The sequence below is a fragment of the Bifidobacterium asteroides genome, assembly GCF_003202755.1.
Lineage (GTDB): Bacteria > Actinomycetota > Actinomycetes > Actinomycetales > Bifidobacteriaceae > Bombiscardovia > Bombiscardovia asteroides_F.
On the sequence record NZ_QGLK01000005.1, the window covers coordinates 452325 to 467368 of the forward strand.

Consider the following 15044-nt stretch of genomic DNA (forward strand, 5'->3'; position numbering starts at 1 on the left):
CTCATCATTGCCTTCGACGGATTTCGAAGGAGTGTCCTCAACGTGATCAGTCGCTGTCTCGGTAGACTTCACAGACATTTCAGACGAATCTTCAGCCGAATCATCGTCCTCATCGATGTCGTCCAATTCGTCGTCGTCAGTATCATCAAGAGCATACTGGCTCAAGAACCGCTTGGGGATACGGCGCACTATGACATAAGCGATGAATACGGTAATTCCCTTATCTACCAAGTTCTCCAGCATTGAAGAGGAAACGACGGAAATAACGATATTCTTCATAGCGACCACCAGGGCCGCCGTCAGTACGGAAGTGCCATTGACGCCAGTTGCACCTCCGTATACAAAAACCGTCACTAAAGAAGCAGTTATGGTATTGACCAGGGCGCAAGCCAACCAAACAAGTATTACGCCCCAGATCTTCTTGAACAGTCCAGCCTTGACCATGTAGCCAACTACCAGGCCGCACAGGACACTTGATAGCGCATAAGGCAGGTAAACAGGATTAGCGACCAAAGACAGAAAGACGTTGGTCAACAACCCACATAGAGCGGCCACCCAAGGACCGGATAAGCAGGCTATGACAGTAGTGCCGATCATGTCCAGAAAGAGCGGAAGCTTCAGTGTCGAGCTCAATGTGCCGCCGATAAGATTGATCCCCACTGCGATGGGAATCAGAACCAATGATTTCGTGGAAAACTGTGCAGCGATACCTTTCAAAAACGATTTTGACTTCATCCTCTGCGCCACCTTTGGTCCTTGACTACTTTCTTTCCAGGTAATCAATGTCTCAAGTCATCTAGCCTGCTTATCTTAGGAAATTATTTTCCTAAAATGTTTTCTCAGTCAGAGAGTATCAGCCACCAGAAGGTGTGTCAAATTCGGAAGGCGCAATCTTGAAGCAACCAGAAGCTAACCGATAAGCCTGCCAAGCAAGCTATCAACCGACTCGAGAAGAGGGAAATGATAAAACTGGTGCAAGTAGCCGAGTAAACTGAAAGTCCGTCCGGATAAGACAGTATTTGCAGGCAACAACCACGCAAGGCACAGGAATACAAGATTCGGCAAGGAGATCCATGAACATTAAGGACATTGCCAAACTTGCAGGCGTCTCCACTTCAACGGTTTCAAAAATCGTAAATCACAAAGACTCGAGTATCACAGAAGCAACACGGAGTAAGGTACTCGATTTAGTAAAAAAATATCACTATACTCCTTATGCCTCATCTAAGCCCAATACAACCAGCTGGCGCATCGGCGTGCTTCTGAGCTCCTCCATCTCCCTTGACTCAACTCTGGATGGCATCATTCAGCAAGCGCAGGCAAGCGGCTATGGAACACTGGTATTCAACAGCTACTCGAGTCAGGAGCAGGAAGAACAGAATATTCAGGCTGCGATCGAGCACCGTGTGGACGGGATAATCTGGGAACCGATTGATAAAAGCAGCCTAAAGCTCAATAAAACCATCACAGCGAAAAAAATTCCCGAGCTAATCATTGGCCCTCTGGGTGACGATCGATCTGCACTGCTTCCATATGAAGAAGCGGCATATAACCTAACGCAGGAACTCATAGATCGAAACCATAGCAACATCGCCTGCCTTCTATCTCCTGGCAGACGGACGCAAAGCTTTCTGAGGGGATACCGTCGCTGCCTTTTCGAGAACAACATTGCCTTCCACAACGATATGGTGTTCTACGATATTGACGACAACCTGACCACAGTCATGGAAAACCGCCACGTTACAGGTTTCGTCGCGTCACACTACCGCCACGCCGTGGAGCTGCAACAATATGCACAATCGCTGCATTACCGCCTTCCTCAGGATTTTTCACTTGTCACCCTCAGGAACGATTCCGATGAGCCTCTGCACTATCCCGGAATACCGGAAATATCCTCCTACAACATGAGGAACGCGGACTTTGGAACTCATCTGTGCTCCAGACTGATCGACGCAATCGAGCACAACAAAACCGAACAGACAGAATTTAAACACATTTTCATTCTGGATAATGAACACACCGTAAGCCAGCCGCCTAACATGCGACATAAGAAGATCGTCGTCATCGGCAGCATCAATGTTGACACATATCTTGCTACGCCGACGCTGCCTAAGCCTGGCATGACCGTCACGACGCGCAACTTCGCCTCAACGCCCGGAGGAAAAGCCACCAACCAAGCCGTGGGTGTGGCAAAGCTAGGGCATCATGTCTCTTTGATCGGCAACGTAGGCAGCGATACCTCAGCCGACTTCATCTACCAGGCCATGAATAGATTTCATGTTGACACCACGGGTGTAATGCGAATCAAAAGAACCGATACCGGCAAAGCCTATATCTTTGTCGACAACAATGGCGAATCGATGATTTCCCTGGTATCGGGAGCCAATAGCACCTTAGCGCCTGATGACATTGACGGAAGAGAGCATATCTTCAGCAATACGGCCTACTGCCTAGTACAAACCGAAATTCCACTTGAAACAGTGAAAGAAGCTTGCATAGTGGCAAGAAAACATCATGCAATCACAATTTTGAAACCGTCATCATGCCCCCATCTCCCTGATGACATTCTAAATTTAATAGATATTCTTGTTCCGAACCAAAATGAAATAGAGGCGCTGTTTCCGGAACCCGGTTCCATAGTTGATAAAGCACGATACTCCATATCAAAAGGCGTGGGAACAGTTATAGTAACGCTGGGTGATCAAGGCTGCGTTCTGGTTACAGAGAAAACCCATACGCTTTTCCCTGCAGGACAAGCCAGGGTCATTGATGACACAGGCGCGGGCGATGCTTTCATCAGTTGTCTTGCATCCAGCCTTTTGGAGAACCGCACACTGGAAGAAGCCGCGCGCATAGCTAACCTCGCCGCGGGTTTCAGCGTTGCTCACGAAGGTGCTATCCCATCTCTGATCAGCAGGCAACAGCTGAAGTCCCTATTAGCCTGAAAGCGCTACCGCCAAATATTTCTTTGCGGGCTTCCGGCACTAAAACAAGAGGCCGTATTCAACGACTCGATGTGACATATCAAAAAACATCTTCTTATATGCATCAAAACCGACTTCGAGAGCTCTATGAGCTCGAAAAGAAAAATCACTACCTCTGCACTTACACTGCAATCTCCTCTATAGAGGTGATGATCTAGGGAAATCCTCTGTTGGTTTCTACTCCGTGACGATGGAAGATCAGAGCATCAATAGATCGGAAGTCACCGTTCACAACAAAATACCCGGTTCTAACGATAATGCGCTTGCCGGTATGCGCGAGGAGTAGTGCCTGTTTCCATTTTGAAGCGTCGGTTGAAGTTGGCCGCATTCCTGAATCCGCTCATGGTCCTAATCTGCGCAATCGTCAGGTCTGTAGTGACCAAAAGAAGCGAGGCACGAGCTGTCCTCAAACGACAGACCATTTCTGAAAAATTGATACCTGCGGCTTTTTTGAAGAACCGGGAAAATGCTGACGGATCCATTGCCACCTGAGCTGCCACCTCTTCTAGGGTGACGCGGTCTCCGATATGGGCCTTTATATAAGCAAGGGCCTGGTTGACTCGTTTCGCCATCCCAGCCGAAGCCTCAGGCTGGTAGCCTGGGGTGACCACAGTTGTCCATTCCCCTCGTGGAGCCTGTACGAAGATGCGGAAGATCTCAAGAAGATCGATTAACCGATCCAAGTCGTGATGCGCGCCCATCGCAGTCAGGATAGAGGCCACTCTGCGCGCGGATTGACCATTAAGGACAATTGCCTGGTCACCCCGTCTCAGCAGAGTCATTATTTGCATGGCCTCGGGAAAAATCTGCGCTAGGGCTTGAATCCGGTTAGGAAGCACCTGACAAGCCACATCACGATTTGGTATGCTTGTTTTCTCATTCGGCCCCATCTCGGAAATCCAATTGTGGGGGACATTACTGCCTAAGAGCGATACCTGACCTGGGCCAAAGGGAACCATTCCATCACCGGCCATCATGGTTCCCATGCTCGTGCGAATCAGGTGGATCTCTATCTCAGGATGGTAATGCCACCTGGCCAAGGCTGATGGATACCCGTGCTCGAGCCATCGGATAGACTCATTTCCCTTGGGTACAACAATTTCCAGGGACCCTGGATCGATGACATTATGATTCATGCATTCAACCGCCTTCAGCACGTGCAGGAAGGCGACACTTCAACAGCCTGTGCACGGACGCAGAAAGAACTATTTCTCTCATTCTAACAGCAAAGAATCAAAATAGTATCAAAACTCGTTATCAGAGCACGCCTTCTTACCCTCGGGCGCCCTTAAGATGAAATCAAACAACTGGTTTCTTGGTATAGAGACCTTCAATCTGGCAAAGGAGCATGATTATGAAAGCTGTCGTCCTTGAGAAGAAAGGCGTCATCAATGTTCGAGAAGTGCCGGACCCTCCGGCCCCAGGTCCTGGCGAGCTCCTCATTTCGCCCCATACCGTGGGCATTTGCGGATCCGACGCGCACTATTACCTGAACGGACGCGTCGGAAAATACGTGGTGGAAAAACCCATGATTCTTGGGCATGAGGCCTCTGGCACAGTTCTAGAGGTAGGGCCGGGAGTCAAGGGGTTCCAGGTTGGCGATAGAGTAGCCATGGAACCAGGCATTCCTGATATGAACTCCAGGGCCGCAAAACTCGGTTTGTACAATATTGACCCTTCTGTTCGCTTCTTCGCCACTCCGCCTGTGGATGGGTGTCTGAGCGAGGAAGTCGTGCATCCGGCTGCCTTTACCTATAAACTGCCCGACAACCTCACCTACGAAGACGGGGCCCTGATGGAACCGCTATCAGTAGGGATGTGGGCTGCAACGAAAGCTGGCATCAAGCCCGGAGACATTGGGGCCGTAGCAGGTGCTGGAACAATTGGCCTCCTGACAGCAGCATCAGCTATAGCCGGCGGATGTGCTAAAGTGCTGATCTCCGATATTTCACAGGATAAATTAGAGCTGGCAGCCAGCATCCCGGGAGTCATTCCCGTTAACTTGAAAGAAGAATCCTTCCTCGACAGAGTCATGGAGGAAACTGATGGCTGGGGTGCAGACCGGGTTTTCGAAGCCTCAGGAAACCTCAAGTCGTACAATGATCTTTGGAGACTGGGAGCTCCCGGCAACACTACTGTCATCATCGGCATTCCTGCCGATGGAAAGATACCCGTGGACGTCACCGAAGTCCAAGCGCGCGAGACTAGAATCGAGAATGTATTCCGCTACGCCAACGTCTATCAGAAAGCAATAGATATGGTGGCTTCCGGCAAGATCGAGCTTAAGCCATTCGTTTCCCGGATCTATCCCATGGAGCAGGCCAAGGAAGCTTTCGACAGATTTGCCGAGGGCCACCCCGAAGACGTCAAAATCCAGATCGAAGTACCTCAGAAGCATTAAAGGGCAGCCAGGAGACCTACAGATAACTGTCAACGCATATTTTCAAGGAGCAATCCATGCAACCCATGTCATCATTCACTACAGATTTCCAGCACTCGGGCATGATCGCCAAGAATCTGGACGAAACAATTGATTTCTACACCAACAAACTCGGTTTCGAAATAGCAGGGATATTCCCCAATAAAGAGAACCGCTGCGCTTTTCTTCGGTACGGGCATCTGACCATCGAGACATGGGAAGGTGACGAAGCGCCGATGACTACGGGAGCCATCAACCACTGGGCCTTAGACACCCCGGACATCAACGCCGCCTATCAGAACGCGAAAGATTTAGGGCTGGAGATCAAAGAAGACAGCATTCAATCGATACCTACATTCTGGGACAAGGGCATCCGCTACTTCAACGTCTATGGACCCAACAGGGAGACAATCGAATTCTGCCAAATCTGCTGATCCGGCCTATGGCCATTCGGGTCGGCTGTAAATGTGAGGAACAATACAAAATTATCAGTGACCCAACCTGGAGCCAACAGCCAGTTTTGGCTAAAAACCGGCATTCTTCCGGGAAACCGCCAGATTCGTGAGAACAGCGCTGTATTAGGATTGAAGTACGTATCCGACGATGGATACCAATAATGAAAGAAGTTGCGCATGACAAATATTAAGCAAGTTACCGTCGCTGGTGGTGGCGTGCTAGGAAGCCAGATTGCCTATCAGACGGCTTTTAAGGGGAAGAAAGTCACCGTATACGACATTAACGACGATGCGGTGGCAGCTGCAGAGAAGCGCGTCAACGCTCTGCGGGATTCCTACAAGCGCGATATCCAAGCAACCGATGAACAATTCGATGCCGGACTGAAGAACCTGACCTTCACCTCAGATCTCAAAACGGCTGTCGCTGACGCCGATCTGGTTATTGAAGCAATTCCCGAGAAGCCATCGATCAAGCATGACTTCTATACCAGCCTGGCCAAAGTCGCTCCCGATAAGACAATCTTCGCCAGCAACTCCTCCACCTATGTACCCAGCACCTTCGCAGGAGACACTGGTCGCCCCGAGAAATTCCTCAACCTTCACTTCGCCAACCAAATCTGGCTGATGAACACTGCGGAAATCATGGGCAGCAGTCAGACTGATTCCGCCATATACGAGGAAATTGTCGAGTTCGCCAAAGAAATCGGCATGGTACCCATTGAGCTTCACAAGGAACAACCAGGCTACGTGCTCAATTCACTCCTGATGCCCTTCATGGGCGCCGGCGGCATGCTGTGGGCCCACGACATAGCCGATCCGGAAACCATCGACAAGACCTGGATGATCGCCATGGGATCCCCCAAGGGACCCTTTGCCATCTTCGACATGGTCGGACTGCGCACTGCCTACAACATCATCAGCCAGCGCCAAGGCGACAACCCTCAGGCAAAGCCCCTACTCGAGAAGCTCAAGGCCATGATCGACGAAGGCAAGCTGGGGCAAGAATCCGGACAAGGCTTCTACCACTATCCGAATCCCGAATTCCAGGATCCCAACTTCCTGAAGGCATGATTCAGCTGAGCTGACTCCAGACGCCATATAATCCGGCCTGGCTCATCGGGCAGATTGGCGGCTTGATCACAGCGAGAATCAATAAGGGTCCAGAGGACTCCATAATGGAGTCCTCTGGACCCCGCTGTCAATCAGACGAGCAATCGGCATACACTGTCATGGAATATAGGATTCCATGTCATCTTTTTAGCAAAGCTAACCTCCTATCCGTCAGAGGCTAAGCCAGTAATTCACATATATTCATACAATAGATTCCGCCATGCAAGCAGGGATATCACCTGACTTATTCGGGATAGCCTTATTCTTGCCGCCCTTCTTCTCAGGCCAGGCTTCTGCTCACCCTTGGCAATCAGATTCACGATGTGGCTATTCAAACGACCGGCATAAGCCGAGGTGCAGCATTATTCCGGCACAGGCAGTCGACCTACCCCCAAACTATCTGCAAATAACCGAAGTGTTATAATAGATGTTTATGACATTTTTCAAAGGACACCGGACAGGAGACCACTGAGACAAACAAAGACACTCGATACGCACAACGGCCTAGAGCCCGAGAAGGAATAATGGCACAAATCGACACAAGTTCAACTGACGGATACAGCACCGACGAGAAGCAGAAACAAAAGCAGGCCAAAAAGGCTAAAGCCGTAGCTAAGCGCAAGGCCAAGAAGCGCAACCCACGTCCACATCGGGGCTGGAGCGAGCGCCTGCATCTGACCGACATCAACGTGGTGGACAGGTCAACCCTCAAGCGGGCCATCGCCGGTACCGTGGTCGGCAACTTCATGGAATGGTACGACGTGGGGGTCTACGGCTACCTGGCGGTCACCATCGGCCGCGTCTTCCTGTCTGACGCATCCGATGCCGTACAGCGACTCTTCTCATTGGGTGTCTTCGCTGTCACCTTCATCGCCCGGCCTCTGGGTGGCGTGGTCCTGGGCCAGCTGGGCGACAAGGTCGGCCGCCAGCGCATCCTGGCCTTTACACTGCTGAGCATGTCTGCAGCCACCCTGTTGATCGGCCTCCTGCCCAGCTATGCGGCCGTCGGTCCCCTGGCACCTATCCTGCTCATCCTGCTCAAACTGATCCAAGGGTTCTCCACCGGCGGCGAATACGCAGGCGCCTCGACCATGGTCACCGAATATTCTCCTGACCGGCATCGCGGCTTCTTCGCATCCTTGTTGGACGTGGGATCCTACTTGGGCTATGCCTTCGGAGCAGCCTTGGTCTCCTTATTGGAGTTCTCCATCTCCCCGCAAGCCATGCTGGCCTGGGGCTGGCGCATCCCCTTCATCATCGCCCTGCCGCTGGCCGCCATCGCTGTTTACTTCCGGGCCAAGGTCCAGGACACCCCCGCCTTCCGTCAGGCCCAGGATGCAAGCGACGAGAAGACCAAGAGCCAGCACAAGAGCCTGCTGGACCTGATCCGGGGCTATTGGCGGGAGCTGCTCATGGCCTTCATTCTGGTGGCTGCGGCCAACACCCTGAGCTACACGCTGACCGCCTACATGCCCACCTACCTGTCGGGCACCCTGCACTACAACACAGCCCAGGCCAACCTGCTCTCCCTGCCGGTCCTGCTCATGGTGGCCTGCTGCATCCCCATCACTGGAGCCCTTTCCGACCGCTTTGGGCGCAAAAAGGTGCTGTTCATGGGAGCATTCACTGGACTCTGTCTGTCCCTGCCGGCCTTCCGACTGCTGGAGCACGAGACCACGGGCGCCGTTTTCGGCGGACTGGTCCTGCTGGCCATACCAGTCATCTTCTTCGTGGCCAACCTGGCCTCCACCCTGCCGGCCCTCTTCCCCACCGCTTCCCGTTACGGAGGCATGGGACTGTCTTACAACCTGGCCGTAGCCGTTTTCGGCGGAACCGCGCCTGTCATCATGGAGGGACTGGTAACTGCGACCGGCAAGTCCCTGGCACCTGCCTACTGGATTATGTTCACCTCGACCTGCGGTCTGATCACTGTGCTCTTCCTGGCAGAGACCGCCCGGCGTCCCATGCCCGGCACACTGCCCACCGTGCTCAACCGGCAGGAGGCACGCGACCTAGTGGCCACCCAGGATCACAACCCCGACCTGGACGTGAAGACTATCATCAAGGATGCGGAAGAGAGTGGGGTGCGTAAGACGCCGAAAAAGCTGGTTGCCGAGACGCGTAAACTTCTGGGCATTCCCCGTTCCGAAGCCAAGAACAAGAAATAACGACCTCTGTCAAACCGAATGGACCGGATGGTTCACCAAATCGCGCTCGATCCAGGCCATGACCAGCCTGGCCAGGGCATCCACCTCTGCATCGGTCAGAGCCCGGCCGCGCGGAATGTGATGCCAGCGCTCGATGCATCCCCGGCAGCAGGTGGCCGTGGCATGCTGGGCCGTGAAGACCGGATGCCCGCGGTAGGGGGTCTGCTTGCCGTCCTTCAAAGGGTGGGCAGGCCCCACGCGCTTGGCCAACATCTCATGGGCGTGGCGATCGATGGTATCCTTGCCCTTGGCGCGAGCGTAGGCCCGATCCTTGGCCGACAGGGAGAAACTGGCCCGGAAGCGCGAATGCCCCAATCTGGCAAGAGTGTCCTGAACCCAGGCCTCATCTGCCCCAACCGACGCTGATCCGCTGCTGGTCATTTCCTGCTCGCCTCCATGCTCAGCCTTACCAAAGAGTCTGTACCCAGGCAAGGTTTCCCATGCGGAATAATTCCCCGAACATAGGACCAACAGGGACCAGTGTCAGGGGTAGGGTGAAGACAGTACTTGTATCCACTAACTACCAGACCCGCCATGTTCGGTCATGTCGGGTCACACAAGGGGGCTTTATGGCCAAAAGCAAGATGACTGTAGCCGAGATGATCGGGCTCTTCCTCACCCCTGACGCGCCTGTGCAGGTGACCGCCTTTGACGGGTCGGTCTTCGGACAGGAGCAAGCGCCACTGCATCTGGAAGTCAAGAATTCCCGTGCCATGTACTACATCACGGAGAATCCCAACGACCTGGGTCTGGCCCGTGCCTACCTGCAGGGCGATCTGGATTCTCCTGAGCTGCTGCCAGGCAACCCCTATCAGGTTCTCAAGGATCTGATGGGTCTTAAGCACTTCGTCAAGCATCCCAGCAAGATGGAGCTGGCCCGAGCAGCTGCAGCCGTCTTCTCACACGGGGTGAGGGTACCCGAGCCACCGGCCATCGAGGGGCCTTCCCTGGCAAAGCGACTGACCGAGGGCATCCGTCCCCACACTCGCCGGGGCGACGCAGCCACCGTCAGTTACCACTATGACCAGTCCAACGACTTCTACCGGCTCTTCCTGGGCTCCTCCATGACCTACACCTGCGCCGTCTTCGAGAAGGCGGACGGCAGCCTGGAAGACGCTCAGTGGCACAAGCTCAACATGGTCCTGGACAAGATGCACCTGAACAAGGGCGACCGTCTGCTGGACGTGGGTTGCGGCTGGGGCTCCATGGAGATTGCGGCAGCCCGCCGCGGCATCCATGTCATCGGTGTGACTTTGGCTGAGGAGCAGGTCGAGTGGGCCCAGAACTGGATCCGCCAGGAGGGCCTGCAGGATCTGGCAGAGGTCAGGCTGATGGATTATCGTGACGTTCCCGAGTCCGGCTTTGATGGAATCTGCTCCATCGGCATGATGGAGCATGTGGGTTACAAGCAGTATCCCTCCTATTTCAAGGAGATGATGGACAAGCTGCGTCCGGGCGGCATCCTGCTCAACCACCAGATCACCCGCACCAACTCCCACGACCACAAGAGAGCAGGCGGATTCATCGACCGCTACATCTTCCCCGACGGCGAGCTGGCCAGCCCGGCCGAGATCGAACTGGCCATCCAGGACACCGGCTTCGAGGTCATCACCCAAGAGAACCTGCGTCAGCACTATGCGCTGACCCTCAAGCACTGGACCGAGAACCTCCAGGAGCATTGGGACCAGGCCAAACCCATGGTGGGCGAACCCAAGGCACGACTCTGGGGCCTGTACATGGCCGGCGCGCGGCTCAACTTCGAACTCGACAACATTCAGATACACCAGTTCCAGTGCATCAAGCCTAATCCCGAGACCGGCACGGACACCTATCCGCTGCGGCCCTGGTGGGACCGGTAGCATACAGGCCCGAAAAGGGGCGGGGAGTCAAATCCTCGCCCCTTTTTTGTTTCCGCCACCCGTAAAGCCTGCTACTCGTACGGCCCGGTTCTCAGGACGACCTGTCCGCCGAAGCCTCCAGCCGGGCCAAATCCAGGGCCTTGTTGAAGGCGTCCGAGGTCCAGCTGGCCCCAGCCACCTTGTCCACCTTGAGGTCCTTGAGCGGGCGTCCCTGGACTACACCAGGCACAGCCTTGGCGAAGCGTTCCATATGACCGCGCGAAATGGGCGAGTCCGAATGCCCCTGGACCTGGACCCGGGTCACCTGGCCTCCCGACAGGTCCAGATCCACATCGATGCTGTCAGCCCCGTCATGCCCGTACTTGCCCGTCAGGGCGTAAGTGCCATCGTGATAGTTGCCCGTGTCAGCCGGAGCGGTCGGCAGTCCATCACGGGAAACAGCCGTGGGCGTGCCCTCGCCCGCAGCACCGGCTCCCGACTCTGGAGCAGAGCTGGACTCCGCGCCCGATCCGGCGAACTCGTCGTCCATAGGCTTGGCCTGCTGGCTTCCGCAACCGCCTAGGAGCGAGCCGACCGCCACCAGAGTCGCCAATGTTGCCGAAGCAGTGGCCAGCCCACGAGACTTGCTTTTGGCCATCTCAGCGCCCTCCTTCTGATTCAGCGGCCGATCCCGGCAGAGACCCACCTGTCTTGGCCATCTTAGTAGGGTCATGGAAGCCCACGGGAATATCCTGGTCCCCGGTGTCGCCAGGAGCCCCACTGAAGGCCGGCCGACCTCCAGCTGCCAGGTAGGCCCGCTTGGCCTCCTCATCATTCCACTGCTCGCCAGCCAGCACCCCATGGTTGAGCATGATCTCCCGCTGGGCGCACGAGGCCACCAAGGCATCGTGCGTGACCACGATCAGGGAGGTCCCCTGATCATGCAATTGCCTAAAGAGGTCCAGCACAATCCGCTCATTGGCCTCGTCCAAGTTGCCAGTGGGCTCGTCAGCCAGGATCAGCTTGGGCTCGTTGATCAACGCCCGGGCCACGCAGACCCGCTGCTGCTCGCCGCCTGAAAGCTGGCTGGGCAGGTGCCGGGCCCGATCCGCCAAACCCACCCGGTTCAGAGCCTTCATGGCCTGATCCTCGTCCACCACCGAGTGGTAGTACTGCGCCACCATGACGTTCTCCAGGGCGGTCAGATGCGGGACCAGGTAGAACTTCTGGAAGACCAGGCCGATCACGTTCTTGCGCACATCGGCCAGCTGGGACTGGCTCAGGTCCTCCAGCGGCCGCCCCTGCAGACGGACCGAGCCCCGGCTGGGAGTGTCCATGCAGCCCAGAATGTTCATCAGCGTGGTCTTGCCTGAGCCGGAGGACCCCACCACAGCCAGCCACTGGCCCTGCGGGACGCTCAGGTTCAGATCGTCCAGGGCATGCAGATCGCCGTAGATTTTGGAAACATGGTCCAGATCCAGCAGCATGCCACCGCCCGACTGGAACTCGCTCGCCTTTGCCTGCATCATTGTCATTCCTCCCTCAAAACCAGGGCCGGGTCGATACGCGAAGCCCGGAGGACCGGCCGGATTGATGCGATCATGGATATGGCCACGCTCAGCAGGACCGTGCCCAGAGCCAGCCACCAGTTGAAGCCCAGCGGCCGCTGGAAGACGGACAGGCAGAGCAGCCGGGCGAAGCCATAGCCTAAGGCGGTACCGATCAGACCTCCAGCCAATCCGTAGCAGGCCGATTCCGCCAGAAACTCCATGGCTATCCCCCGCGAAGAGGCCCCCAGGGCCTTGCGCAGGCCGATCTCGCTGCGCCGTTGGGAAACGATGGAGGCCATGGTGGTCCCCACGCCCACGAAGGTCAGGACCAGCACCACCACCGAAACCAGCCAGAAGAGCGACTGGAGCATGGCGATGGTATGGCTGTCGCCTGCTGTGATCCTGGTGACCGGCCGGGCCTTGACCCCCATGGAGGTCATGTCGTTGATGCTGGCAGCAATGGTCTTCAGCCCCGAGGTCATGGTGTTGACCGAGTATTCGATGACATCGGTACCCCTCTTGGCCCCGGTCAGGAGCTCCAGATCGGACAAGTCGGCGTAGATGATCCGATCCTCGGGGCCGCCGGTATCGACGATGCCTCCCACTCGAAAGTCACGTCCCTGGCTTCCGGCCTTGTCTGTGACGGTGACCTTTCCAGCGGGATAACCAATAGTTATCTGCTTGCCGGTGGTCAGCCCCAGCGAATCTGCCAAGTCCCGCCCCACCATGACTGAACCGGGCTGCGGCCAAGCTCCCTCCACGCTCCAGTGGCGGTTGAGCTGGCGCACCTGGTCGGGGTGGATGCCGGCCATCACGCGGGCGCCAGCATTGACCTGCACCGTCTCATATCGATAGGTGGCGTACCGAGTCGGGGCCTTGGCGGTCACCATGTGGGTAGTGTGGTCCACCATGCCCTGTTCGATGCCGGATCCGGACCGGTTGCCCCCCTGAATGGGCGAAACGATCAAGTTGGCCCCGTAGGAACGCATCTCCTGGTTGATCTGTCTAGGGGCCTCGATGCAGACTGCCGCCAGGCAGAAGAGGGTGGCGGCACCCACCAGGGAGGCCACCACGGCCATGAGGGCCCGGCCTCGACGACGGAAAACAGCCCCGAAGAGCATGGTCAGGAACATGCGGGTATTGGTCATATGGCTCTTATGGCGATCAGCGGCCATGAAGCACCTCCGCCGGCCGAAGCCGCAGAATCGATCTGATGGACGAGATGGATGCCAGCAGCACGGTCAGGGCCAGCAGCACGAAGACCAACACGAAGACCATAGGCCTCATGGTGATGCCTGATCCAAAGACCACCCTGCCCACGATCTGAGCCACTCCAGAACCCAGCAGGGCGCCGACCAGAGCCCCGGCCAGGGCGATCAGGGCCGTCTCGGCCAACACCAATCGGGACACAGCCCCGTCGGTGGCGCCCAAGGCCTTGAGCAGGGCGAACTCCGAGGACCGCTCGCTTATGGAGGACGCCATCAGATTGGCCACGGCGATGGCCGCCGCCAGCAGGCTGAGCATGGTCATCAGGATCATGACCGCCTGGGTCTTCTGCAGAACGTCGCCCTGCAGGGCTGCCACCTGTCTGACCTGCTTGGCCATGGACCCGGGTATGGCCTCCTCGATCTGGTAGGCGATGGATGAGGGATAGGCCGTGCAATACCAGGTCTCCCATTCGTCCTGGGAGAGAGCAGCAGGGTTTCGTGCGGCCTTTCGGGCCAGGTCGTTCTCTGGCGTGGTCAGAGCCTTGACCTCCACCTGGTCGATCTGATCGGTCAGGCCGGACATCTCCTGCAACGGCCGAGTGGGCAGGTAGAGGGAGGCGGCATCAGCATCACCGGAGTCGAAGATGCCCACAATGGTGACAGTCTGCTGTTTACCATCCAGACCCACCTTGACCTGGTCACCAACCTGACGGCCGCCCAGTCGTGCAGCCAGTTCTTTGCCCATCATGGCTTCGGTCCGGCCGCCGGATCCAGTCTCATCCTTGGGCCAGCGGCCTTGAACCTTCCACCAGGGCCGAAGACCTTTGAGACCTGCGGTGCTACTTTCGCCGCTATCGACCTTGACGGTCCGGCCGAACCAGGTGCCCACCAGGGGGGCGCCGACCTGATCCACGGTGCCACGCAAATCCAGGCGGGGGGCGAAGTCGGTGATGTTGTAGGCCCAGAAGATGGTCTTGATCTTGGGCACCTGGGACTCCTTGAGGAAGGCGGTTGGTGTTGACTCGTCGCTTGAGGGACCGCCCTCCTGGTCGCCGTAGAGGTCGGAGACCACGGCATCCGCCTTGGCCTGGACCGTGATGTTGGATCCGTAGGTGGACAGTTCCGCGTTGAGCTTGTCGCCCACGTCGAAGACCACCCCCAGCATTGCCGTAGCCACGCAGGCAGACAGACAGACTGTGACGGCGATGAGCATTCTTCGCCCGAACTGGCGGCTGAATGACCGCAGCATCATTCGCATGAAGAACATACCAAC

Annotated in this window: 12 protein-coding genes and 1 pseudogene; 6 read left to right on the top strand and 7 right to left on the bottom strand. The window is 56.2% G+C overall.

From position 1 onward, the window contains the following. Nucleotides 1-99: 99 nt before the first annotated feature. Nucleotides 100-735: pseudogene (locus DKK74_RS08255) on the bottom strand (ECF transporter S component); the annotation flags it as partial. A gap of 338 nt (nt 736-1073) precedes the next feature. On the opposite strand from DKK74_RS08255, the gene DKK74_RS08260 reads away from it, so the two are divergent. Next, the gene (locus DKK74_RS08260; protein WP_110413595.1) at nt 1074-2945 is read left to right on the top strand and encodes a PfkB family carbohydrate kinase; all 1872 of its coding nucleotides are present in this window, start codon (nt 1074-1076) and stop codon (nt 2943-2945) included. 287 nt (nt 2946-3232) lie between these two features. Here the strand turns inward: DKK74_RS08260 and DKK74_RS08265 are convergent, their stop codons facing one another. After that, nucleotides 3233-4120 carry a helix-turn-helix domain-containing protein gene (locus DKK74_RS08265; RefSeq protein WP_110413596.1) on the bottom strand — a complete coding sequence of 296 codons (888 nt, stop codon included), beginning with the start codon at nt 4118-4120 and terminating at the stop codon, nt 3233-3235. A gap of 218 nt (nt 4121-4338) precedes the next feature. On the opposite strand from DKK74_RS08265, the gene DKK74_RS08270 reads away from it, so the two are divergent. From DKK74_RS08270 to DKK74_RS08285, 4 genes are all read left to right on the top strand, one after another. After that, entirely contained in the window at nt 4339-5385 is a 1047-nt protein-coding gene (locus DKK74_RS08270; protein ID WP_110413597.1) for an NAD(P)-dependent alcohol dehydrogenase, read from the top strand. Nucleotides 5386-5441: 56 nt separating this feature from the next. Continuing rightward, entirely contained in the window at nt 5442-5837 is a 396-nt protein-coding gene (locus tag DKK74_RS08275; RefSeq protein WP_254477758.1) for a VOC family protein, read from the top strand. A 198-nt stretch (nt 5838-6035) separates the two neighbouring features. After that, complete coding sequence (locus tag DKK74_RS08280) at nt 6036-6929, top strand: 3-hydroxyacyl-CoA dehydrogenase (RefSeq protein ID WP_110413598.1); 894 nt, start codon at nt 6036-6038, stop codon at nt 6927-6929. Nucleotides 6930-7492: 563 nt separating this feature from the next. Continuing rightward, the gene (locus DKK74_RS08285) at nt 7493-9136 is read left to right on the top strand and encodes an MFS transporter (protein ID WP_110413599.1); all 1644 of its coding nucleotides are present in this window, start codon (nt 7493-7495) and stop codon (nt 9134-9136) included. Nucleotides 9137-9145: 9 nt separating this feature from the next. Here the strand turns inward: DKK74_RS08285 and DKK74_RS08290 are convergent, their stop codons facing one another. Then, entirely contained in the window at nt 9146-9556 is a 411-nt protein-coding gene (locus DKK74_RS08290; protein WP_110413600.1) for a DUF4186 domain-containing protein, read from the bottom strand. A 188-nt stretch (nt 9557-9744) separates the two neighbouring features. Here DKK74_RS08290 and DKK74_RS08295 point away from each other — a divergent pair, with 188 nt between their 5' ends. Then, nucleotides 9745-11034, top strand: a complete 1290-nt coding sequence (locus DKK74_RS08295; RefSeq protein WP_110413601.1) for a class I SAM-dependent methyltransferase — start codon at nt 9745-9747, stop codon at nt 11032-11034. A gap of 91 nt (nt 11035-11125) precedes the next feature. Here the strand turns inward: DKK74_RS08295 and DKK74_RS08300 are convergent, their stop codons facing one another. Genes DKK74_RS08300 through DKK74_RS08315 form a run of 4 tightly spaced genes read right to left on the bottom strand, consistent with a single transcriptional unit; the run spans nt 11126 to nt 15038 of the window. Then, a complete protein-coding gene (locus tag DKK74_RS08300) occupies nt 11126-11671 on the bottom strand; it encodes an FMN-binding protein (RefSeq protein WP_110413602.1) in 546 nt (181 codons plus the stop codon). Nucleotide 11672: 1 nt separating this feature from the next. Next, nucleotides 11673-12500, bottom strand: a complete 828-nt coding sequence (locus DKK74_RS08305; RefSeq protein WP_110413695.1) for an ABC transporter ATP-binding protein — start codon at nt 12498-12500, stop codon at nt 11673-11675. Between the two features lie 44 nt (nt 12501-12544). Beyond that, nucleotides 12545-13711: an ABC transporter permease gene (locus DKK74_RS08310; protein WP_181414989.1), complete on the bottom strand. Its 1167-nt coding sequence runs from the start codon at nt 13709-13711 to the stop codon at nt 12545-12547. 16 nt (nt 13712-13727) lie between these two features. Continuing rightward, nucleotides 13728-15038: an ABC transporter permease gene (locus DKK74_RS08315; protein WP_110413604.1), complete on the bottom strand. Its 1311-nt coding sequence runs from the start codon at nt 15036-15038 to the stop codon at nt 13728-13730. Nucleotides 15039-15044: the final 6 nt, after the last annotated feature.

Bases quoted from the DNA above. Each gene is read 5' to 3' on its own strand.
- DKK74_RS08260 (WP_110413595.1), top strand. From the start codon at position 1,074: ATGAACATTAAGGACATTGCCAAACTTGCAGGCGTCTCCACTTCAACG.
- DKK74_RS08265 (WP_110413596.1), bottom strand. From the start codon at position 4,120: ATGAATCATAATGTCATCGATCCAGGGTCCCTGGAAATTGTTGTACCC.
- DKK74_RS08270 (WP_110413597.1), top strand. From the start codon at position 4,339: ATGAAAGCTGTCGTCCTTGAGAAGAAAGGCGTCATCAATGTTCGAGAA.
- DKK74_RS08275 (WP_254477758.1), top strand. From the start codon at position 5,442: ATGCAACCCATGTCATCATTCACTACAGATTTCCAGCACTCGGGCATG.
- DKK74_RS08280 (WP_110413598.1), top strand. From the start codon at position 6,036: ATGACAAATATTAAGCAAGTTACCGTCGCTGGTGGTGGCGTGCTAGGA.
- DKK74_RS08285 (WP_110413599.1), top strand. From the start codon at position 7,493: ATGGCACAAATCGACACAAGTTCAACTGACGGATACAGCACCGACGAG.
- DKK74_RS08290 (WP_110413600.1), bottom strand. From the start codon at position 9,556: ATGACCAGCAGCGGATCAGCGTCGGTTGGGGCAGATGAGGCCTGGGTT.
- DKK74_RS08295 (WP_110413601.1), top strand. From the start codon at position 9,745: ATGGCCAAAAGCAAGATGACTGTAGCCGAGATGATCGGGCTCTTCCTC.
- DKK74_RS08300 (WP_110413602.1), bottom strand. From the start codon at position 11,671: ATGGCCAAAAGCAAGTCTCGTGGGCTGGCCACTGCTTCGGCAACATTG.
- DKK74_RS08305 (WP_110413695.1), bottom strand. From the start codon at position 12,500: ATGCTGCTGGATCTGGACCATGTTTCCAAAATCTACGGCGATCTGCAT.
- DKK74_RS08310 (WP_181414989.1), bottom strand. From the start codon at position 13,711: ATGACCAATACCCGCATGTTCCTGACCATGCTCTTCGGGGCTGTTTTC.
- DKK74_RS08315 (WP_110413604.1), bottom strand. From the start codon at position 15,038: ATGTTCTTCATGCGAATGATGCTGCGGTCATTCAGCCGCCAGTTCGGG.